Genomic DNA, 18,242 nt, shown 5'->3' with positions numbered 1-18,242 from the left:
AAGGTAGTGCGGGCAGCCTATTTACGCTGCTGGATCCGGTGCTTCTCCACCGCCCGGTTTATTGCCCCCCGAACCGCTGCCGGAATCATCGTCCGAACCACCGTTTCCGGAATCGCTTCCATCTCCCTTTCCGCCCAGGACGAAGTCCACGTTGTTTTCGCTTCGTGTACTCGTATGGCTCGAATTCATCAGCTTCAACGCTTTGTCGGCAACGAAGCGGACATTGACACGGCGGATGCTGCGCACCGTACAATCTTTCATACTCTCCGTACCGTCACTAGTCAGCGTGATGTGGAACGTACCCAATCCGTCAATCTTCACCTTGTCGCCCTGGGTGAGCGACAGACGCAACTGTTCCACAAATGCCTCGATGGTGTGTTTCACATCTCCGGCAGTCAGTGACGATTTACTTTCGATGGCGGTAGCATCGTATCAACGTCCATCACTCTTACATTGCCCGATTTCTGACGTATGTAATACAGTAACGGAGCATCCTCCTGATTTACATACTTTCTGCGCTGATAGCGTTCTACTAATACATCCATAAATTTGAAAAGTTAAGGTTTAAGTGAATAATTATATGTTTTCTTTTTGATACTACAAATATACAAAATCAGAGAGGCAAAGTCAAGTAAATATGGTTTTATTTTCTCTGATAATATAAAAAGTTTTATACCGGATATGTATCAATACTATTTTGATAAAATGTCTTGATTATTTGTACAATAGATCGTTTTATTTAGCATGTTTTTCCAAATATTCCAATGGCGGAACATAGTCATATATTTTTGTCATCGACGGATTGTGTCCGAAATATACATTCCCAGTCTCTCCATTACGCTGCTTGGCAACGATAACCACCCCCAGTCCTTCTGTCGGGTAACCGCTTTCCCGGTCGGTGACGACGCGTTGCATGGCCGGTCGGTAAAGCAACATCACGACGTCCGCATCCTGTTCGATAGCTCCGCTCTCGCGCAGGTGTGCCAGTTCCGGACGTCCTCCGGGGCGATTCTCCGACTCGCGGTTCAGCTGACTAAGCAGTATGACGGGAATATGCAGCTCCTTGGCCAGCAACTTGGCTTTCCGGGTGGCTTGTGCCACTTCCTGTTCGCGGTTGCGGTTGGCCTGCTTGGTAGTCATGTCGCAGAGTTGCAGGTAGTCGATAATAATTGCGTCACACTGATTGCGGCTCTTCAGTAGCCGGGCACTTGAGCGAATGTGATCCATGCTGACAGAAGTGCTGTCGTCCACGTAGATGGGGAGTCCCGACAGTTCTGAAGCTGCGGTGTGGGCATTTTCCATCTCTTGTGAGGTAGGTATTCCGTTTCTCCACCGGTAAGGATTAATGTTGCTTGCTGCTGCCAGCCATCGGTCGGCAAGGCGTTCCCCTTGCATCTCAAGACTGTAGACGGCCACCGTATTGCCCGCCATTGCCGCGCTGCGTGCCAGGTGCAGGGCAAAAGCCGTTTTACCTACGGAAGGCCGTGCGGCTATCACTATCAGATCGCTATCCTGCAAACCGCCTGTTTTCTGGTCGAGTTCGGTCAGTCCGGTGGGGATGCCGGTGACGCCGTTCACGCTTTTGGCAATACGCAATTCAGCTTCTTTCAGTGTGTCGGTCATTAGGGTGTCCATGCAGCGCATGTGGTCGTGGTGGCCGGATTCGCCTTCGAGACGGTCGAGCAGGTTGTGCGCGTCGATGAGGGTGTCGTCGATGTCGATTGTTTCATCCATGGCGCAGGTGAGGAGTTTGTTGAAGCCGACTACGGCTTCGCGTGCCAGATATTTCTGGTGGACGATTTGCGCGTGATACTCGATGTGGGCGGAGGAAGCTACCCGGCTGCTTAGTTGTACGATGGTATACGGCCCGCCTATCTTTTCGAGCACTCCGCGACGGGTGAGCTCTTCTTTGACGGTGAGAATATCTATCTTTTTGTTTGCCTGATACATAGCTATCAAGGCGGCGAAGATCAGCTGATGATGATTGTCGTAGAACATTTCGGGACGTAGCTTGTCGGCTACGAGTGGCAGGGCCTCCTGTTCTATCAGGCAGGCTCCGATGATGGCTTCTTCGAGTTCGCTGGCGTGTGGTTGCATTTCTTTTTGATGTTTTTTAGTCTATATATTCGTTTAAGAAGGCCTTGTCTTTCAGGTAGGTGGCGGCAAGGGGGATGAAACGTGTGTCGTTGGTGTGATAGTAGACTTCCTCGATGTGGTCGATGGCTGTCTGCTGTTCCTCTTTGGTGAGCTTGTCCCATTCGCGGCGGGCACGGGCGACGTACTGTTTGGGTTTTTGCATCGTTTCATGATATTTATCCCAGAAAACGTCGAACACTTCGGATTTTTCTTTCTTTTTTTCTTCGCGGGCTTCCGGAGAGATGCAGCCGGTCCAGAAATCATAGTTGTTGATATGAATGTGGAAGATTCCTTTCTGGTGCGGGATGATCTTGATAATGCCCTCTTCCTGGATTTTTTGAAAGAAGCGGAGGGTTTTGGATCGGCTCCATTGGAAGAGTCGGCTCCAGTGTTGCTGGCTGATGACGGATTCTCCGCGTTGGCATACGATGTCGATCTGCTGAATCTTGTACGTGGTTTCCGAGTAATTGGCGTGTATCAGGACTTGGAGGAGCGCTTCCAGTTCTCCCGGCGCTTTGTCGTTTATCTGACGTTTTAACAGTGCTTTGGGAATCAGGATGTAGCCTCGTGCAGGAGGTTGTTTGGAAGTTGTTTCATTGAGGCGTATTTTTATTTACTTGTTGTTGATTGCGGGTTATCCCCATTGTGCATACATTGTCGGATGCGGCTGCGAAGGTAGTGCATGAATGGCTGTTCGTGCAAATCTTTTTTGGCTGGAATGGGGGTGTTTTGAACGGTATGGTGGTATTTGGGCTGTATTGGGGGCTGTAGGACGGAAATAATGTTGTTCTGTGTGACACCGCGCGGGTGTAAAAGATGAGATTGGGGGAATGAATAGAAAAACAGAGGTTCTGTTGGGATGAAACAGAGCCTCTGTTTATTAGAAATAGAACCTCTGTTTGCCGTAAATAGAGGCTCTATTCGGGGACATGCGGTTTTCTTTTTAGTATTTTTTTTGACAAAAAATCGAACAGCCAAACGAACACCCCCTGAAGGTGGCTCAACTGCTTGTCTGTCATGCGTTTGCAACGCTCGAAAAAAAGTAGGCGAACCACCAACCGAACATATATAAATACTAAAATATAATAATCTATATAATATAGTTCGTTCAACACGTTTTTTCTGTGTTTTCGGAGGTGTCAGGATGCAGTAAATCTTTACTTATGGGTGATGCGCTAACGTAGGATTATTTTTTCCGGTCCCCAGGTCATGAAAAGGATCTGCTGTTGCTTCGGACTTAGACGTGTTGTTTCGTGTACGTAGTGTGCGGCTTTTAATTCGTCGAAGAGCAGTTTGTCGAGTTCTATTTCGTTTCTCATTCTTTTGCTGGCTGTGTCAGCGTTAGAATATTCGGGAAAATACTCCTGCGCTACGGCAGAGAAGGTTTTAAAACCATTGATAACCCATTCTCGTTCTTCCATTTCTTCTTCGTTTTCGTTTGAAGTCTTCATTTGTGTAAAATTAAATTGTTTATTAATGCAACACTTCTTGTGTTGACTTTGCAAAGTTAATGAAAATATATTTGTTGTGATAAAATAATCGATTTATTTTATTATCATATTTGATCTATATAATAAAACATATTTGATCTATATAATAAAATATTGTATCTATTAAACTCCTTTTTTAAGCGTAGCTTTTTGTATCATAAAATTTGACTTGTTTTGTATTGATATATTTGCTAAACTTTTTTTCTTCTATACGCGTCTCAAATTAAATCGTATATTTGCGAAAAGAATCAAGATTGGGAATTATGAACGAAAACGTCTTAGCTAAACTGAAGATACTTGCGGAATCTGCCAAGTACGATGTTTCCTGTTCTTCCAGTGGTACGGTGCGCTCCAATAAGCCGGGCACGCTGGGAAACACTGTTGGAGGATGGGGGATCTGCCACAGCTTTGCCGAGGACGGGCGGTGTATCTCGCTATTGAAAATCATGCTTACCAATTATTGTATCTACGACTGTGCCTACTGTATCAACCGGCGTAGCAACGATCTTCCCCGCGCCACATTTTCCGTTTCGGAATTGGTGGAACTGACGATGGAATTCTATCGTCGTAACTACATTGAAGGGTTGTTTCTTAGTTCCGGAGTGGTCCGCAATCCGGACTATACGATGGAGAGACTGGTGCGTGTAGCCAAAGATTTGCGGCAAGTGTACCGGTTTAACGGTTATATTCATCTCAAGAGTATTCCCGGTGCCAGTCGTGAATTGGTGAATGAGGCCGGGCTGTATGCCGACCGTTTGAGTGTCAACGTCGAAATTCCCAAAGAAGAAAACCTGAAACTCCTTGCACCGGAGAAAGATCATAAAAGTGTATTTGCTCCGATGAAATACATTCAGCAAGGTGTGCTGGAGAGTAAGGAAGAACGGCAGAAGTTTCGCCATGCACCCCGTTTCGCGCCTGCGGGACAAAGTACCCAAGTGATTGTAGGCGCCACCTCCGAGTCGGATAAAGATATTCTTTTCCTTTCGTCGGCTCTTTACGGACGGCCGACCATGAAGCGTGTCTACTATTCGGGCTACGTTTCTGTGAATACATACGATAAACGTCTTCCGGCATTGAAGCAACCGCCTTTGGTACGTGAAAACCGGCTCTATCAGGCTGACTGGTTATTGCGCTTTTACCAATTCAAGGTGGACGAAATTGTGGATGATGCCTATCCGGATCTCGACCTCGAGATAGACCCGAAACTCTCGTGGGCTTTGCGCCATCCCGAACAGTTTCCTGTCGACATCAACAAAGCGGACTACGAAATGTTGCTCCGTGTGCCGGGAGTGGGAGTGAAGTCGGCGAAGTTGATTGTCGCCTCCCGCCGTTTTTCGCGACTGGGTTTTTATGAACTGAAGAAGATAGGAGTGGTGATGAAGAAGGCGCAATATTTCATCACCTGCAAAGAACTGCCTCTCCAAATGCTGACTGTGAACGAACTTTCGCCGCAACGGGTACGTAGCTTATTGCTCCCAAAACCAAAAAAGAAAGTGGATGAACGCCAATTACGACTTGATTTCTGATTTATGATTTATGAATTCTGATTAAACGAATTACTAAGTATGTTGATTAGCTTATATAATAATTTAGGTACAGATTACACGGTTTTTAGTGTTGTCATTGCTACAAAGAGTCCGCATTCATCCCTGTAATCCGTGCCTAAAATAAATCATAACCCGGAAGTCATAACCCATAAATCATAATTCATAACCCATAAATCATAAATCAGAAATCATAAATCTTGAAATTTTTTGTTTACGATAAAAGCTTTGATGGTCTGCTGACTGCCGTGTTCGACGCCTATTTTCGCAAGACCTTTCCCGATGATTTGTTGTCGGAAGGAGATGCTTTGCCCTTATTTTATGATGAGTTGCATACCGTAGTCACCGATGAAGAGAAGGCAGGGCGTGTGTGGCGGGGATTGCAGAAGAAAGTCTCTGTATCTGCTTTGGGCTGCCTCACACAAAGTTGGCTGTCGGAGCTTCCGGAGGTAGGGATGCTCATTTTTCGTTATATCCGTAAAGCGATCGACTCACCCCGTTCCATCGAAACCAATTTTGGCGATCCGGACGTTTTGCGATTGGCGCAAATATGGAAGAAAGTGGATGGCGAACGTGTGCACCTGATGCAGTTTGTCCGTTTTCAGAAAGCTGCGGATGGTACATTCTTTGCGGCTTTCGAACCGCAGTATAATGCGCTTCCTCTTACCGTCCACCATTTCAAAGACCGTTTTGCCGATCAGAAGTGGATTATCTACGACATGAAACGCCGTTATGGTTTTTATTATGACTTGCAGGAGGTGACAACCATCTCGTTTGATGATGACAGCCGTGAATCCCATCTGATTACGGGGATGCTGGATGAAAGTCTGATGGACAAGGATGAGAAACTTTTCCAACAACTTTGGAAAACTTATTTCAAGGCCATTTGTATCAAAGAACGTATGAATCCGAGAAAGCACAGGCAGGATATGCCTGTACGCTATTGGAAGTATCTGACGGAAAAGCAGAAATAGGTTTTCATCTCTTTATATTTTAGAATTAAAATACTCCTCCTTGTTTCTTCTGCTTTTCTTGTCTCTATTGTTTTTTTTGTAAAGGGACTTATTCAATCCGCTGCACTGTTACCTCCGGAAACTCCTGTATCAATGAAAGCAAATGTCCTTCATCGTTATTTCGTTTCGACTTGATGACCATACTCACCTGATAAAACTCTGCTTCGCCCTTATGCAACGTTTCCATCTCGTAAGAGACTATCAGGTAGTCTTTAGAGTTGAATCTGTCCGCTATCTGTTTCAGAGTGTTTTTGTTGGAAGTAGAGAAAGAAACCATCGAGCTTTTCATTCCGATGCTTTTAAACAGGTAACTAAGTAACTCCAGTCCGATGAGGGTCAATACCATGGCAGCGATTCCGATGGTGTACATTCCTGCGCCTACTGCCAGTCCGATACCGGCAGTTGCCAGATTCCTGCGGCGGTAGTCAGTCCGCGTACAATCTGCTTTTGGAAGATGATGGTTCCCGCACCGATAAATCCGATACCACTGACGACTTGTGCCGCCACACGACTGGGGTCGAGCGTGACACTGCTTTCTTTTATAATCTCCTGAAATCCGTATTGGGAAACAATCATAATCAGGGCACTGCCTAGCGATACGAGGAAATGAGTACGGTATCCGGCTTCTTTGGCACGGTATTCACGATCCAGTCCGATGATCGCCCCCAGTATGCCGGCGACCAATAAACGAATGACGAAATCTATGTTCAACATCATGTGTTCAATCTCCTTTCTGTTTTTTTATTGTTTGTGGAAAAATACTTGGAACTATAAATATACAATTATTTCTCTTTTATGGATCAATCATTTAGTAATATTTGAACGTATTCGATCTATTTTATCGTATATTCGCAGACTCAAATGAATGTTTAACCCTGTGATTGAGTGAATAATGAAGAAAAGATTTTTTTATATAATCAGTTTTCTGCTGATCTTTTGCATCGAGGTATTGATAGCTTTATATGTGCGTGACAATTTCATACGTCCTTATGTCGGAGATATGCTGGTGGTAGTGCTGGTGTATAGTTTTGCGAGGATATTTCTCCCGACAGGAATTCCGCGGATGCCGTTTTATGTCTTTCTTTTTGCCTGTTTTGTGGAAGTGCTGCAATACTTCCGGTTGGTGGAAACATTGGGGATTACGAACCGTGCAGCCAGAATCATTCTGGGCTCTACGTTCGATTGGGCGGACATAGCTTGTTATGCGGTAGGCTGTGTGTTTATTGTTTTATTCGAGCGTATTGGCAAGAACTCATAGCAATGAGGCACACATTTTTCGTATTTCGTTTAATCGGTTTGAAAGTGCTTTCTTTTCACGTGCCAGAGCCATATTATATCGTGCTTGCATATTGATGAGTAGTTCCGGATTAATGTTTAGAGCGGCTTCTATCATTAATGCAAAATCACTGGTAATAGGTCTTTTCCCATTTAAAATTTCATTAAGCATTGTATAGGGAACTCCCAGAATTTCCGAGAATTTCTTTTGAGAGATTCTGCGACATTCCAATTCTTCTTTCAATATATCACCTGGGTGTGTTGGTAATCTTTTTATTGTATCCATAATTTAATCTTTTTATTGATAATGATTGGTTATATCTGTCACTATGTGTTTAGTCATTATTCAATTTATGTCCGCAATATTTGCAAAACTCGGCATTGTCTTCGTGTCCGGAGCGATGGCAGTTGGGACATTCTTTGTCTCTTCTGCGTTTGTAGTCTTTCATCATGGAGGCAGATACGATCCCTGTCGGTACGGCAATAATTGTGTAACCGATTAGCATGACACAGGCGGAAAGGAACTTCCCAAGACCGGTGACGGGGGTGATGTCTCCATAGCCTACGGTAGTCATGGTGACGATGGCCCAGTAAATGCTGTTCGGGATGTTGTTGAACTGGGAGTTGGGTTGTGTTCCTTCAATCATATACATCAGCGTGCCGATGGAAGTCACCAGGATGACGACAAATAAGAAGAATACCGCAATCTTCTTGCTGCTTTCGCGTAAGGCGGTGAGCAGTCGTTCGCCCTCATTCAGAAAGTTGAAGAGCTTGAAGACACGGAATACCCGTATCAGGCGGAAAGCACGGATGATGAGCAGATAGCGTGCACCGGGGAAGAGCAGGCCGATGTAGAGCGGAAGGGTGGCTAGCAAGTCTACGATTCCGAAGAAGCTGAATATGTATTTCCGGGGACGGGGCGAGCAGTAGATTCTCGTCAGGTACTCGAAAGTGAAGAAAGCGGTGAAAAGGTACTCCATAATGACGAACGGAGTCGTCAGAAAGCTGGGAAGTCCTTTCAGGCTTTCGATGATGACAAGCAGTACGCTGACTAGAATACAGCCGATCAGAATCACGTCGAACAGTTTCCCGGCGGGAGTGTCCGATTCGAAGATGATGACGTACAACTTTCGTTTCAGTTTTTCGTCATGTAAAAAACGATGGATTCTTTCTTTCAGTTTCATACTAACAGTTCATACTAAATGCTATTTGGACGTTCCTCCGGCATCTTCTTGTAGAAAGAGGTTGTTTGGCTGTGAATGGGCAGTGCAAACTCCGTTTTCCGCTATGAGAAGAGGTTGGGGGGAGAGGATTTTCAGTCAATGACCCATTGTTTATTATAGGCCTCTGTTTTTTTCGGATCGTAATACATACCTTCTTGTGTGGGAATATAGAGGGTGTATGTCTTTCCGGTCTTGTTCCTTAATGAGGTGTCGCGCAGCCAGGGGTTGGCATCACGGAGTTGTGCGTATGTGATACCTTGTGATTTGGCATAATCATTCAAATCATTGATGCTAGTGGAGACGGTCACCTTTTTGTAGGGAATGGGCGGATACAGATGTTCCCGCTTCAACAGAAACCCGTAACGTTGCGGGTTGTTGAATATCTCTTTGGCTGCCAATATGCGGAACATATAGCGGGAAGTTTCTTCTACCAGCCATAAGTCCATGGCATGACTTGCCAGTTGTTTGTCGAGTTGGGAGGAGATACGTCCCTGTCCGGCATTGTAGGCGGCGGAGACAGCCATCCAGTCTCCATATTTTGCATACGCTTGTTTGAAATATTTACAGGCGGCTACGGTTGCTTTTTCAATGTGGTAGCGTTCGTCTACGTTGTCGTTCACTTCCAGTCCGAATTCCCGTCCGGTGGCGGGCATAAACTGCCACAGTCCTGCTGCTCCTGCCGGAGAGCGGGCGATGTTGTTCAGGTTACTTTCGATTACCATCAGGTATTTGAAGTCGTCGGGGATGCCGTTGGCTTTCAGTATCGGTTCTATGATGGGGAAGTATCGGTTGGCACGTTTTATCAGTAGCATGGTGGTGGAATGCATATAGGTGAAAGCCATCATTTCACGATCCATCCGTTCGCGGCGGTCATAGCGGCGGAGGTCAATGGTTTCTCCGTCAAAAGTAACCTGGGCGGGAACGGTGGGCGAGGTGACGCAATAAGGAACTTCCGATTTGGCAGAATGTTGTTCGGTCACCTGGCTGCTGCCTGTCAATACAGGAATGGATGCGCCGATGCAAAATACTAATATAAGTGTAAGAATATAGTTGATTTTCATTCGTCTTTTCATTTATTTATTTCATTATTTCAATTAATACCATTCAGTTTCTTGTTCAGACTTTGTCGGACTGTTCACATACTTGCCATTCTCTCCAAACAGATCGCTTTCTGTATTCCGTCCGCCCTGTTTGTAGATGCCGTTCATCGTCTCCTTTATTTGATAGAACAAATATTTTCTCTCTTTGTCAGTCTGTTCAGAGATTTTTTTTCTTTCAGTATTAAAGTCTGCCTTGCAAAGATAGCCCCATTTTGTTTTTTTCAAAGAACTTTTCTTGCATTTTATACGTTTTTCTAATAGAGTTAAAATAAATAATGAATCAAGATGAATATAGCAATGACCGGAGCTACCGGATATATAGGTAAACATCTTTCCAATTATCTCACAGAAAAGGGCGGACACCGGATTATTCCCTTGGGAAGATCAATGTTCCGCGAAGGTATGTCCGGACATTTGATTCAGACATTGACGCATTGCGACGTAATCATCAACCTGGCTGGCGCACCCATCAATAAGCGTTGGACACCGGAGTACAAACAGGAATTGTTCAACAGCCGCATTGTGGTGACGCACCGTATTATCCGTGCGTTAAATGCCGTCAAGACAAAACCGAAACTGATGATTTCAGCTTCCGCCGTGGGCTATTATCCTCCGGAAGTGGAAGCGGACGAATATACCCGTACCCGCGGCGACGGTTTTCTTTCCGATCTCTGTTATGCATGGGAGAAAGAAGCCAAACACTGTCCCCAACCTACCCGGCTCGTCATTACACGCTTTGGCGTAGTGCTTTCTCCGGATGGGGGAGCGATGCAGCAGATGCTTCGTCCTTTGCAAGCCACGAAGGTGGCTACCGCCATCGGGCCCGGCACCCAGTCTTTCCCGTGGATAGCCATGCACGACCTTTGCCGTGCCATGGAGTTTTTGATCGCCCACGAAGAAACGCGGGGTGTGTATAATCTGGTGGCTCCGCAACAGATTTCGCAATATTCTTTTACCCGTGAGATGGGAAAAGCTTATCAGGCATGGACAACGATTATTGCTCCGCAGCGGGCTTTCCGTATATTTTACGGTGAAGCGGCTTCTTTCCTTACAGCCGGTCAGAAAGTCCGCCCGACACGTCTGACGGAAACCGGGTTTCGTTTTTCCATCCCTACTGTCGAACGTCTTTTTAAAGGTACGGATCACACCACGGTCTCCTCTCTCGACCTGAACCGATATATGGGACTTTGGTACGAAATAGCCCGCTACGAGAACCGTTTCGAACACGGGCTGGTAGATGTCACGGCCACTTACACGCTTCGTCCCGACGGTACGATTCGTGTGGAGAACCGGGGATGCAAGCGCAATTCTCCTTATGATATCTGCAAGACTGCCAACGGACACGCCAAGATACCCGATCCCGCGCAACCGGGTAAACTGAAAGTCTCTTTCTTCCTTAATTTCTACTCTGATTATTACATATTGGAGCTGGATGAAGAGAATTACAACTATGCCCTTGTAGGCAGCAGCACCGATAAATATCTCTGGATACTAAGCCGCGCGCCGCAACTGCCCGAGGAAATCAAAAAGAAACTTGTCACCGCTGCCGAACGCCGCGGTTACGATACCAACCGATTGCAATGGATAGAACAATTTTGATTATAAATATGCTTTCATAATTAGTTTATATAATAAATCTAGCACGAATTACGCTGATGAACACTGTTGCTTTATCTATGCGTCATTTTGAAAAAAAACGTAAAATCCGTGCCTGATAATAGATAATTATTAGGTAAGAGTACTTAAAATAATAATGAACTTTAAAACAACATAGATTATGGATTACGAAATTATTCATCAGCCCGAACAGCATTTGTTTAAGACAGAAGTAGACGGTCGTACCGCCTTTGTGCAATATCGCCTCTTAGGTGATTCTCTCGACATCATTCATACCATCGTGCCCCGCCCGATAGAAGGTCGCGGAATAGCCGCTGCATTGGTGAAAGCTGCGTACGACTACGCAATAGCCAACGGAATGAAACCGAAAGCCACCTGTTCTTACGCAGTGAAGTGGTTGGAACGCCATCCGGAACTGAATGGCAATAGTGATTGATTTCAGTGAAAAAGCTTTAGAATGTAAAAATGTGTCGAGATATGGTTTTAGGTTATTTTCGACACATTTCTATATTCATGATTGATTATTTCCATCTCTTCAACTGGGGGAAGAACTCTTTCATCGTTTTACGTGCTTCTTCCACCGTGTATTTCACTTCCGAGTCTTTATTAAACTCATCGAGGTAATTCAGGTTGAGTTCGATCATTTCGTCCATCGTACACTCTTTCGTGAAATGTCCGTCCGCATAGCAATAGTGGCAATAATCCTGATTCTTGCTACCGTCTGCTTCTTTTCCAAAAGTTGAGTCGTCTATCGGCATACCGCAACTCTGACAAATTTTTTGTTCCATCTTTTTTTGTTAGATTATAAGTTTATGTTACAGGACAAATATAGGTAGAATTATTGGAATAGGAGTTATCTGATCTTGCTAATTACCTGTTCATTTCCCGGCTTGTTCACTTTTGGGGTTAATTTGTTTTTACCGGCAGACGTTTCCACATCCAGCGGGGAATCATTTTCCAGAAAAACACCAGAATCCGGTAACGCCAGTCGATTACTGCTACCCGTTGTTTGCGCTTCAGCGACCAAGAGATATGACGGCCCACTTCGGCGGCATCCATCAGCAGTGGATAATGCTTTCCGTCATTCAGTAAATCGGTGGCTACAAATCCGGGACGAATATCGGTAAAACGGATATGTAGCTTTTGCAGGTATGACAGTTGTTCGAGCGCATCTATATAAGTGTTTTGAAAACGTTTGGTGGCGGAATAGGCAGGAGCAACTCCGAGCCCTTTCGTTCCGGCAATGGAACTGATAACGGCGAGGTGTCCGCCTCCGTTTTTCTTGAAGTACGTGAAAGCGGTGTCTACCATCCGGATAAAGCCTGCTACATTGGTGTGTGCTGTGTTCAGTTCTACTTCCATGTTCAGGTCCATATTCTGGAAACCGATGCCGGAACTAAGAAGAAACAAATCCATGCCGCCTAGTTTGTCGATGAGCAGATTCAGCTTTTCGCTTGCATCCTCTTGGGTTACGTCTAATGCTTGGATTTGAATTTGATCCGGTGCTGCCCGTTGTAGGTTTTCGAGAGAAGATTGCCGTCTGCCGGCTACTCCGATTTTCCAGCCTTCCAGTAACAGGCATTTTGCAACTTCTTGTCCGATACCGGAGGTGGCCCCTATGATAATGGCTTTTTTCATTACTGATTTTTTTTAGTAAGTTATAGGTTCAATAAATGTCGTATGGTTTGCCAGGGTGCATAGAACAACATTCTCGGTCCGGAAAAACGCATTACCTGTCGCATTCGTTCGCGCAGGACAGGCTTGTAACAATGTACCGTGCACTCTTTGCATGCACCTTTTTCTCTCCAAACGGACAACGGTCGAGACGGGCATGTGCATAGCGAAGCAACTCTTCACAGTCGGTACAAAGAATCTTGTTTTTTTCTTTTTTCCGACAATAGAGGCGGATCATTAACTCTACTGTTTTCTTTTCGTGTGCGATGCGTGATACCTTCATCTCTTTCTTCTTTACACTTTGGATTGACAAAGATAGCGAAGATTATGCAGAATCACAGGCGTATTTTGTTAAAATGTATCTTTCTGGTGGGTATTTTCTTTTCTGATGGTAAATCATGAACAGGCTTTTTGAAACATCTTCTGAAGAGCTTGTGGATGACGGAAACAATCTGTATCTTTGCGGCATGAAAAAGTTATTATGTCCGCAATGCAAGATTGCAGCCATGTATGTGAAGAATGAACAGGGTGAAAGGCTGTTGGTTTATGTGCTCGAAAATGGTGAAGTCGTTCCCAAATATCCGGAAGATTCGATGGAAGGGTTCGACTTGACAGAGGTTTTCTGTCTGGGTTGTTCGTGGCATGGTTCGCCTAAACGACTTGTTAAATGATTAACTGTTTAGTGTTTAATCACAATTTTTTGATTTATGTCAACTAAAAGAGGGACGGGAAACAAGGATTAATTCGTTGAATATTCCGTATCTTTGCGCCCAATTTTAGAACATAGACGTATGGCAACTTCTAAAGAAATGACGGCAGGGCCGGCATTACCTCTCATTTTAAAGTTTACACTGCCGCTTTTACTTGGCAATCTGTTGCAACAAACGTATTCGCTTGTTGATGCTGCAATTGTAGGAAAGTTTTTAGGAATTAACGCGTTAGCTTCTGTTGGAGCTAGCACATCGGTGGTGTTTCTTATTCTCGGGTTCTGCAATGGATGTTGCGGAGGTTTCGGAATACCCGTTGCGCAGAAGTTTGGGGCGCGGGATTACAGTACGATGCGCAGTTATGTGGCCGTCAGTCTGAAACTGGCTGCGGGAATGTCTGTGGTGATTGCTCTTCTCACCTGTATTTTATGTGAGGATATTCTTCGGATCATGCGTACGCCGGAGAATATTTTCGAAGGGGCGTATGCTTATTTGCTTGTCACGTTTATTGGTGTGCCGTGTACTTTCTTCTATAATCTTCTTTCGAGCATTATCCGTGCGTTGGGAGACAGTAAGACGCCTTTTTGGTTTCTGCTGTTTGCGGCTGTTCTGAATATCATTCTTGATTTGTTCTGTATTTTGGTACTTGGCTGGGGAGTGGCGGGAGCTGCTATTGCTACTGTCTTTTCGCAAGGATTGTCGGCTGTTCTCTGCTACATTTATATGTACCGGAAGTTTGAAATATTGCAAGGTACTCCGAAAGAACGCCGGTTCCAGTCGAAACTGGCTAAGACACTGCTTTACATTGGTGTGCCTATGGGATTGCAGTTTTCTATCACGGCTATCGGCAGCATCATGCTTCAGAGTGCGAATAATGCATTGGGAACGGCGTGTGTGGCAGCTTTTACGTCTGCTATGCGCATCAAGATGTTCTTTATCTGCACGTTCGAGAGTCTGGGAATTGCGATGGCTACGTATAGCGGACAGAATTATGGGGCAGGAAAACCGGAGCGTGTCTGGTTGGGAATTAAGGCGAGTGCTTTGATGATGATCGTTTATGCGGCATTTACATTCGTTCTTCTGATGGTGGGAGCCAAATATTTTGCATTGATCTTTGTAGATCCGTCGGAAACGGAAATACTGTTGGATACCGAGTTATTCCTGCATATCTCCTGTATGTTCTTCCCGATGCTTGGTTTGTTGTGCATCTTGCGTTATACCATTCAGGGAGTAGGCTTTACCAATCTTGCCATGTTCTCCGGAGTGGCGGAGATGATTGCTCGTATCCTTGTCAGCATTTACGCTGTGCCTGCATTCGGCTTTATTGCTGTCTGCTACGGTGATCCGATGGCTTGGATAGCGGCAGACTTATTCCTCGTGCCGGCCTTTATCTATGTTTATCGCAGGTTGAAGAAGCAGGTATTTACGAATAGTCAGGTTACGCAAACGGTGGCATGATTGCCGGTTGGTGGTTTGCGTAACCCGACTTGCAGTTTGCATAACCCGGTTTGTGGCTTGCGTAACCTGGTTTGCTTTGATTTTATTTCGGATATTTTAATCTTGTACAGGGTATAGCGGGTTTCCGCTTTCGTCTACCTCTGTCCATTCTTTCACACTGACATTGGCGAATGAGATGGAGTTTTCATTGATAACTGCCCGGAAAAGGTATGAATTTCCGGCTGACAGGAGGTTGTTGGGTGGAGTGAGCGGAGTGGTGTAGGTACGTGAAAAGCTTTCTCCGTTTACCATCAGCTCCAGTGTCAAAGTCATGGGAGAGGAGCTCTCTACGGGTAACATGATATATTGTACGGTGAAGTCGTTGATTCCCATATCGGCTGCTTTGTCATAGCTGACTTCCGAAGTGATGATACCTGTTGACAAATCCATGATTGCGCCCGGTTTCGGTGGGGTGATGGTAGCGGAAAGTATCTTGTTTAAAGTGATATTTTCTCCTCCGGCGATCGCTACAACTACTTGCGTGGCTGCGTGTTGGTAGGTTATGGGGATATTTATCTGTGAACTGGCGATGTCCTGATGAACTGCGTGCCACCAAAGATAATCTACTCCGTTGGATAAAGGTTCGGATAGTCCGTTGGTGAAAGTAGGCGCCGGGCTGGTGGAATTGCATGATACGGCATAAAAGCTATAGATAGCATTGCTCAAATACATTTTATATCCTAGATTTCCTGTCAGTACACCGGGGGAGGAGGTGACATAGTTGCCTTGAGCAACGGGAGCGCCTGTGATATTGTTCGATGTGTTGGCTGTATAGGCACACAACCAGCTTTGAAGTCCTTTTCCCATGGGGGACATGGCTCGTGTGATGTTTCGTCCTTCTACGGAAGCACTGAAAGTAATCAGCGCATTCTCTTTGGCCGGATTACCGTTGTTGTCATCATTGCCGGAGCCGGATGAGCCTCCGTTATTTTCTTCGTCAGGATAGTTGATGTAGATATTGTTTTTGGAGCAGGCTCCCAGTAGCAGCATTGCTAAAGCAGATACGGCTAAATACTTTGTAATGCGGAATTTGATGTCCATAGTCAGGTTCTTTTTGAAAATTAGTAATTACCCCTATATACATTTCAAAAAGAATTTGGTTCATGGCTTAATCATATTTTTTTATGGAAATCGGCCTCTTTCTGTATGCAGAGAATGTTTCCGTATATGGGATGGCGGAACTCTATATATTCGGCATGGAGGTATAGTCTGTCTGCTTTCTTTCCGTAGAGTTCGTCTCCAAGTATGGGGCATCCCAAGCCTTCCGGATGGGCGGCGTGTACTCGTAACTGATGTGTTCGTCCGGTCAATGGATAGAAGACAATCCGGGTGTATTTTCTTGACTCATTGATACTCCTTTCTGATTCATCAATCCTGTTTGATTCGTTGAAAGTGTTTTCAGATTCACTGATGATCTGATATTCTGTAATCGCTTCTTTCCCATGTTCGCTACTGACCATTTGCCGAGGGCGGTCGAGAGGATTCAGACAAAGAGGGAGTTCGATTCTTCCTGTATTTCCTGTTCTTTCTGCTTTTGCTGTTTTTTTCGTTGATACAGTTTCCTTTGCTATTAATATAGCTTTCTCTGCTATTGGCTTTGTCTCCTTCTCTGTTTTTATTATCACCCCATCCAACACCGCCACATAGCGTTTCTTAATACTTCTGTTTGCAAATTGTGCCTGTAAATCCTGATGTACCTCTTTTGTTTTGGCAACGAGCAATAATCCTGAAGTAGCCATATCGAGCCGGTGTACAATCATGGGGCCGGTAGCTTCGGGATATTTCTTCTTCAAACGATGATAGACTGAATCTCTGTCCTCTGCTTTTCCCGGAACGGACAACATCCCTGCCGGTTTATTGACTACCAGCAACCATTCATCTTCAAACACGATTTCCAGTTCTTCATCTTCATGAACAGGATTCAGCAGTGGATTTTCGTCTACCTCCAATCCTTGCAACATGTGTTGCAGGATCGGTTCACACTTTCCTTTGCAGGAAGGATAATAATATCCGTGATACCGGATTTCGTTTTTAGGAGAGTCGCCCCACCAGAATTCAGCCATAGCCAATGGCTTTAATTGATGAAGATACGCATATTGCAATAACTTAGGCAAAGCACATTCACCCGCACCGGCAGGAGGAACTTTCTGAACCGTTTGCTCAAAAATAGTATATAAGTCTTTCACCTCTCCTTGGGCGTTTAGCATCCGGAACTGCTCGAATAATTTTCTTTGTAAAGCTGCCGAACGTTCTTTTCGTTCGGTTTTCAATCGCTCTATTTCAATATCGAAGTGCCTGACTTCCGTTTCGAGCTCTTCCAATCGTTTCTTCCATTCCTTTTCCAGTCGTTTGTATTCCGCCTTTTGGTATTGGCTTTCCCGAATCAGGGAGGCTTGTTCTTCTTCGGAAAGCTCCGGAGATGACTGGCGGTGAATCTCTCTCGCCTCCTTTGCCATTTTAAGCTCCGCTTTTGCTTGATTCAAAACAGCTTTAGCCTGTTCCGTTTCTATCTTCCATTTCTCTTTTGAATCGAGATAAGAACTACTGTTTTCCAGTTCACGAATACGGTTATTAATGGCAGAAATCTGTTCTTCTTCGATTTTGAAGAATCCCTCTGGTTGTAATAGGTCATAAACAGGAGGAACGAAATAAGGATGCAGATTCTTTCCGGCCAGATTGCCGGAGAAAGCTGCAAGATAACCAATCTGATTTTCTTCGTTGTTTGTTATTCCGTTGTCCGTTTGCACAATCAACACTCCAAACATCTTTCCGAAAGCCAATTCCTCTTGCCATTCTTTCCGGCTTGCAATATATTCTTTCACTTCTTCCGCAGCCAACACACACAATGGATGAGGTGTATAATGGAAAGGATAAGTGAATTTCTCCGGCAACGCAAGGTGAGAAACGGGTTTCTTGAAAAAATGTATCATCGGTTTATATATATGAATGAATGTGATTACCTTTGC

Annotated in this window: 19 protein-coding genes and 3 pseudogenes; 8 read left to right on the top strand and 14 right to left on the bottom strand. The window is 44.9% G+C overall.

All coding sequences use genetic code 11. The features are described from left to right. Positions 1–21: 21 nt before the first annotated feature. From DXA05_RS06740 to DXA05_RS27205, 3 genes and pseudogenes are all read right to left on the bottom strand, one after another. Positions 22–545: pseudogene (locus DXA05_RS06740) on the bottom strand (HU family DNA-binding protein). A 190-nt stretch (positions 546–735) separates the two neighbouring features. Next, complete coding sequence (gene dnaB, locus DXA05_RS06735) at positions 736–2,097, bottom strand: replicative DNA helicase (RefSeq protein WP_128858947.1); 1,362 nt, start codon at positions 2,095–2,097, stop codon at positions 736–738. Between the two features lie 16 nt (positions 2,098–2,113). Then, a complete protein-coding gene (locus tag DXA05_RS27205; RefSeq protein ID WP_004314759.1) occupies positions 2,114–2,335 on the bottom strand; it encodes a hypothetical protein in 222 nt (73 codons plus the stop codon). A 75-nt stretch (positions 2,336–2,410) separates the two neighbouring features. On the opposite strand from DXA05_RS27205, the gene DXA05_RS27200 reads away from it, so the two are divergent. Next, the gene (locus DXA05_RS27200) at positions 2,411–2,674 is read left to right on the top strand and encodes a hypothetical protein (protein WP_284515454.1); all 264 of its coding nucleotides are present in this window, start codon (positions 2,411–2,413) and stop codon (positions 2,672–2,674) included. A gap of 637 nt (positions 2,675–3,311) precedes the next feature. On the opposite strand, the gene DXA05_RS06725 is transcribed toward DXA05_RS27200, so the two are convergent. Further along, a complete protein-coding gene (locus tag DXA05_RS06725) occupies positions 3,312–3,587 on the bottom strand; it encodes a DUF4248 domain-containing protein (protein ID WP_008644351.1) in 276 nt (91 codons plus the stop codon). Between the two features lie 302 nt (positions 3,588–3,889). On the opposite strand from DXA05_RS06725, the gene DXA05_RS06720 reads away from it, so the two are divergent. Together DXA05_RS06720 and DXA05_RS06715 are read left to right on the top strand one after the other, a co-directional pair. Beyond that, the gene (locus DXA05_RS06720; RefSeq protein WP_015532529.1) at positions 3,890–5,152 is read left to right on the top strand and encodes a putative DNA modification/repair radical SAM protein; all 1,263 of its coding nucleotides are present in this window, start codon (positions 3,890–3,892) and stop codon (positions 5,150–5,152) included. Between the two features lie 218 nt (positions 5,153–5,370). Continuing rightward, a complete protein-coding gene (locus DXA05_RS06715) occupies positions 5,371–6,144 on the top strand; it encodes a TIGR03915 family putative DNA repair protein (protein ID WP_074909538.1) in 774 nt (257 codons plus the stop codon). Positions 6,145–6,232: 88 nt separating this feature from the next. Here the strand turns inward: DXA05_RS06715 and DXA05_RS06710 are convergent. Then, positions 6,233–6,900: pseudogene (locus tag DXA05_RS06710) on the bottom strand (MgtC/SapB family protein). Between the two features lie 175 nt (positions 6,901–7,075). Between DXA05_RS06710 and DXA05_RS06705 the strand changes: the two are divergent. After that, positions 7,076–7,441, top strand: a complete 366-nt coding sequence (locus tag DXA05_RS06705; protein WP_128858945.1) for a DUF2809 domain-containing protein — start codon at positions 7,076–7,078, stop codon at positions 7,439–7,441. Here DXA05_RS06705 and DXA05_RS06700 read toward each other — a convergent pair. From DXA05_RS06700 to DXA05_RS06685, 4 genes are all read right to left on the bottom strand, one after another. Then, positions 7,436–7,744 (bottom strand): HigA family addiction module antitoxin, encoded by a 309-nt coding sequence (locus tag DXA05_RS06700; protein ID WP_009040788.1) that lies wholly within the window; start codon positions 7,742–7,744, stop codon positions 7,436–7,438. The genes DXA05_RS06705 and DXA05_RS06700 overlap by 6 nt on opposite strands. A 49-nt stretch (positions 7,745–7,793) precedes the next feature. Then, on the bottom strand, positions 7,794–8,642 hold the full coding sequence (locus DXA05_RS06695; protein ID WP_009040786.1) for an ion transporter: 849 nt from the start codon (positions 8,640–8,642) through the stop codon (positions 7,794–7,796). Positions 8,643–8,773: 131 nt separating this feature from the next. Then, positions 8,774–9,754, bottom strand: a complete 981-nt coding sequence (locus DXA05_RS06690; RefSeq protein ID WP_032842197.1) for a lytic transglycosylase domain-containing protein — start codon at positions 9,752–9,754, stop codon at positions 8,774–8,776. 21 nt (positions 9,755–9,775) lie between these two features. Continuing rightward, entirely contained in the window at positions 9,776–10,006 is a 231-nt protein-coding gene (locus DXA05_RS06685; RefSeq protein ID WP_008644362.1) for a hypothetical protein, read from the bottom strand. A gap of 60 nt (positions 10,007–10,066) precedes the next feature. On the opposite strand from DXA05_RS06685, the gene DXA05_RS06680 reads away from it, so the two are divergent. Continuing rightward, positions 10,067–11,380 carry a TIGR01777 family oxidoreductase gene (locus DXA05_RS06680; RefSeq protein WP_128858944.1) on the top strand — a complete coding sequence of 438 codons (1,314 nt, stop codon included), beginning with the start codon at positions 10,067–10,069 and terminating at the stop codon, positions 11,378–11,380. A 178-nt stretch (positions 11,381–11,558) separates the two neighbouring features. Next, positions 11,559–11,834, top strand: a complete 276-nt coding sequence (locus tag DXA05_RS06675; RefSeq protein WP_004314771.1) for a GNAT family N-acetyltransferase — start codon at positions 11,559–11,561, stop codon at positions 11,832–11,834. Between the two features lie 85 nt (positions 11,835–11,919). On the opposite strand, the gene DXA05_RS06670 is transcribed toward DXA05_RS06675, so the two are convergent. The 3 genes and pseudogenes from DXA05_RS06670 to DXA05_RS06660 all read right to left on the bottom strand — a co-directional run bounded on the left by DXA05_RS06670 (position 11,920) and on the right by DXA05_RS06660 (position 13,355). Then, on the bottom strand, positions 11,920–12,186 hold the full coding sequence (locus DXA05_RS06670; RefSeq protein ID WP_004314772.1) for a zinc ribbon domain-containing protein: 267 nt from the start codon (positions 12,184–12,186) through the stop codon (positions 11,920–11,922). A gap of 118 nt (positions 12,187–12,304) precedes the next feature. Further along, positions 12,305–13,036 carry an SDR family NAD(P)-dependent oxidoreductase gene (locus DXA05_RS06665; RefSeq protein ID WP_015532531.1) on the bottom strand — a complete coding sequence of 244 codons (732 nt, stop codon included), beginning with the start codon at positions 13,034–13,036 and terminating at the stop codon, positions 12,305–12,307. 20 nt (positions 13,037–13,056) lie between these two features. Continuing rightward, positions 13,057–13,355, bottom strand: a pseudogene (locus DXA05_RS06660) (nitrous oxide-stimulated promoter family protein). Positions 13,356–13,470: 115 nt separating this feature from the next. Here DXA05_RS06660 and DXA05_RS06655 point away from each other — a divergent pair. Both DXA05_RS06655 and DXA05_RS06650 read left to right on the top strand, forming a co-directional pair. Next, positions 13,471–13,743, top strand: coding sequence for a hypothetical protein (locus DXA05_RS06655; RefSeq protein ID WP_004314775.1), 273 nt, complete (start codon positions 13,471–13,473; stop codon positions 13,741–13,743). A 120-nt stretch (positions 13,744–13,863) separates the two neighbouring features. Further along, complete coding sequence (locus tag DXA05_RS06650) at positions 13,864–15,237, top strand: MATE family efflux transporter (protein ID WP_128857511.1); 1,374 nt, start codon at positions 13,864–13,866, stop codon at positions 15,235–15,237. 96 nt (positions 15,238–15,333) lie between these two features. Here the strand turns inward: DXA05_RS06650 and DXA05_RS06645 are convergent, their stop codons facing one another. Beyond that, positions 15,334–16,317, bottom strand: coding sequence for a fimbrillin family protein (locus DXA05_RS06645; RefSeq protein WP_128858943.1), 984 nt, complete (start codon positions 16,315–16,317; stop codon positions 15,334–15,336). A gap of 71 nt (positions 16,318–16,388) precedes the next feature. Beyond that, the gene (locus DXA05_RS06640) at positions 16,389–18,206 is read right to left on the bottom strand and encodes an RluA family pseudouridine synthase (RefSeq protein ID WP_128858942.1); all 1,818 of its coding nucleotides are present in this window, start codon (positions 18,204–18,206) and stop codon (positions 16,389–16,391) included. Between the last annotated feature and the right edge of the window lie 36 nt (positions 18,207–18,242).

The sequence above is a fragment of the Bacteroides sp. AM54-2NS genome (assembly GCF_003602935.1).
In the GTDB taxonomy this organism is placed as follows: Bacteria; Bacteroidota; Bacteroidia; order Bacteroidales; family Bacteroidaceae; genus Bacteroides; species Bacteroides xylanisolvens.
This window is presented reverse-complemented; position numbering and strand designations above follow the sequence as displayed.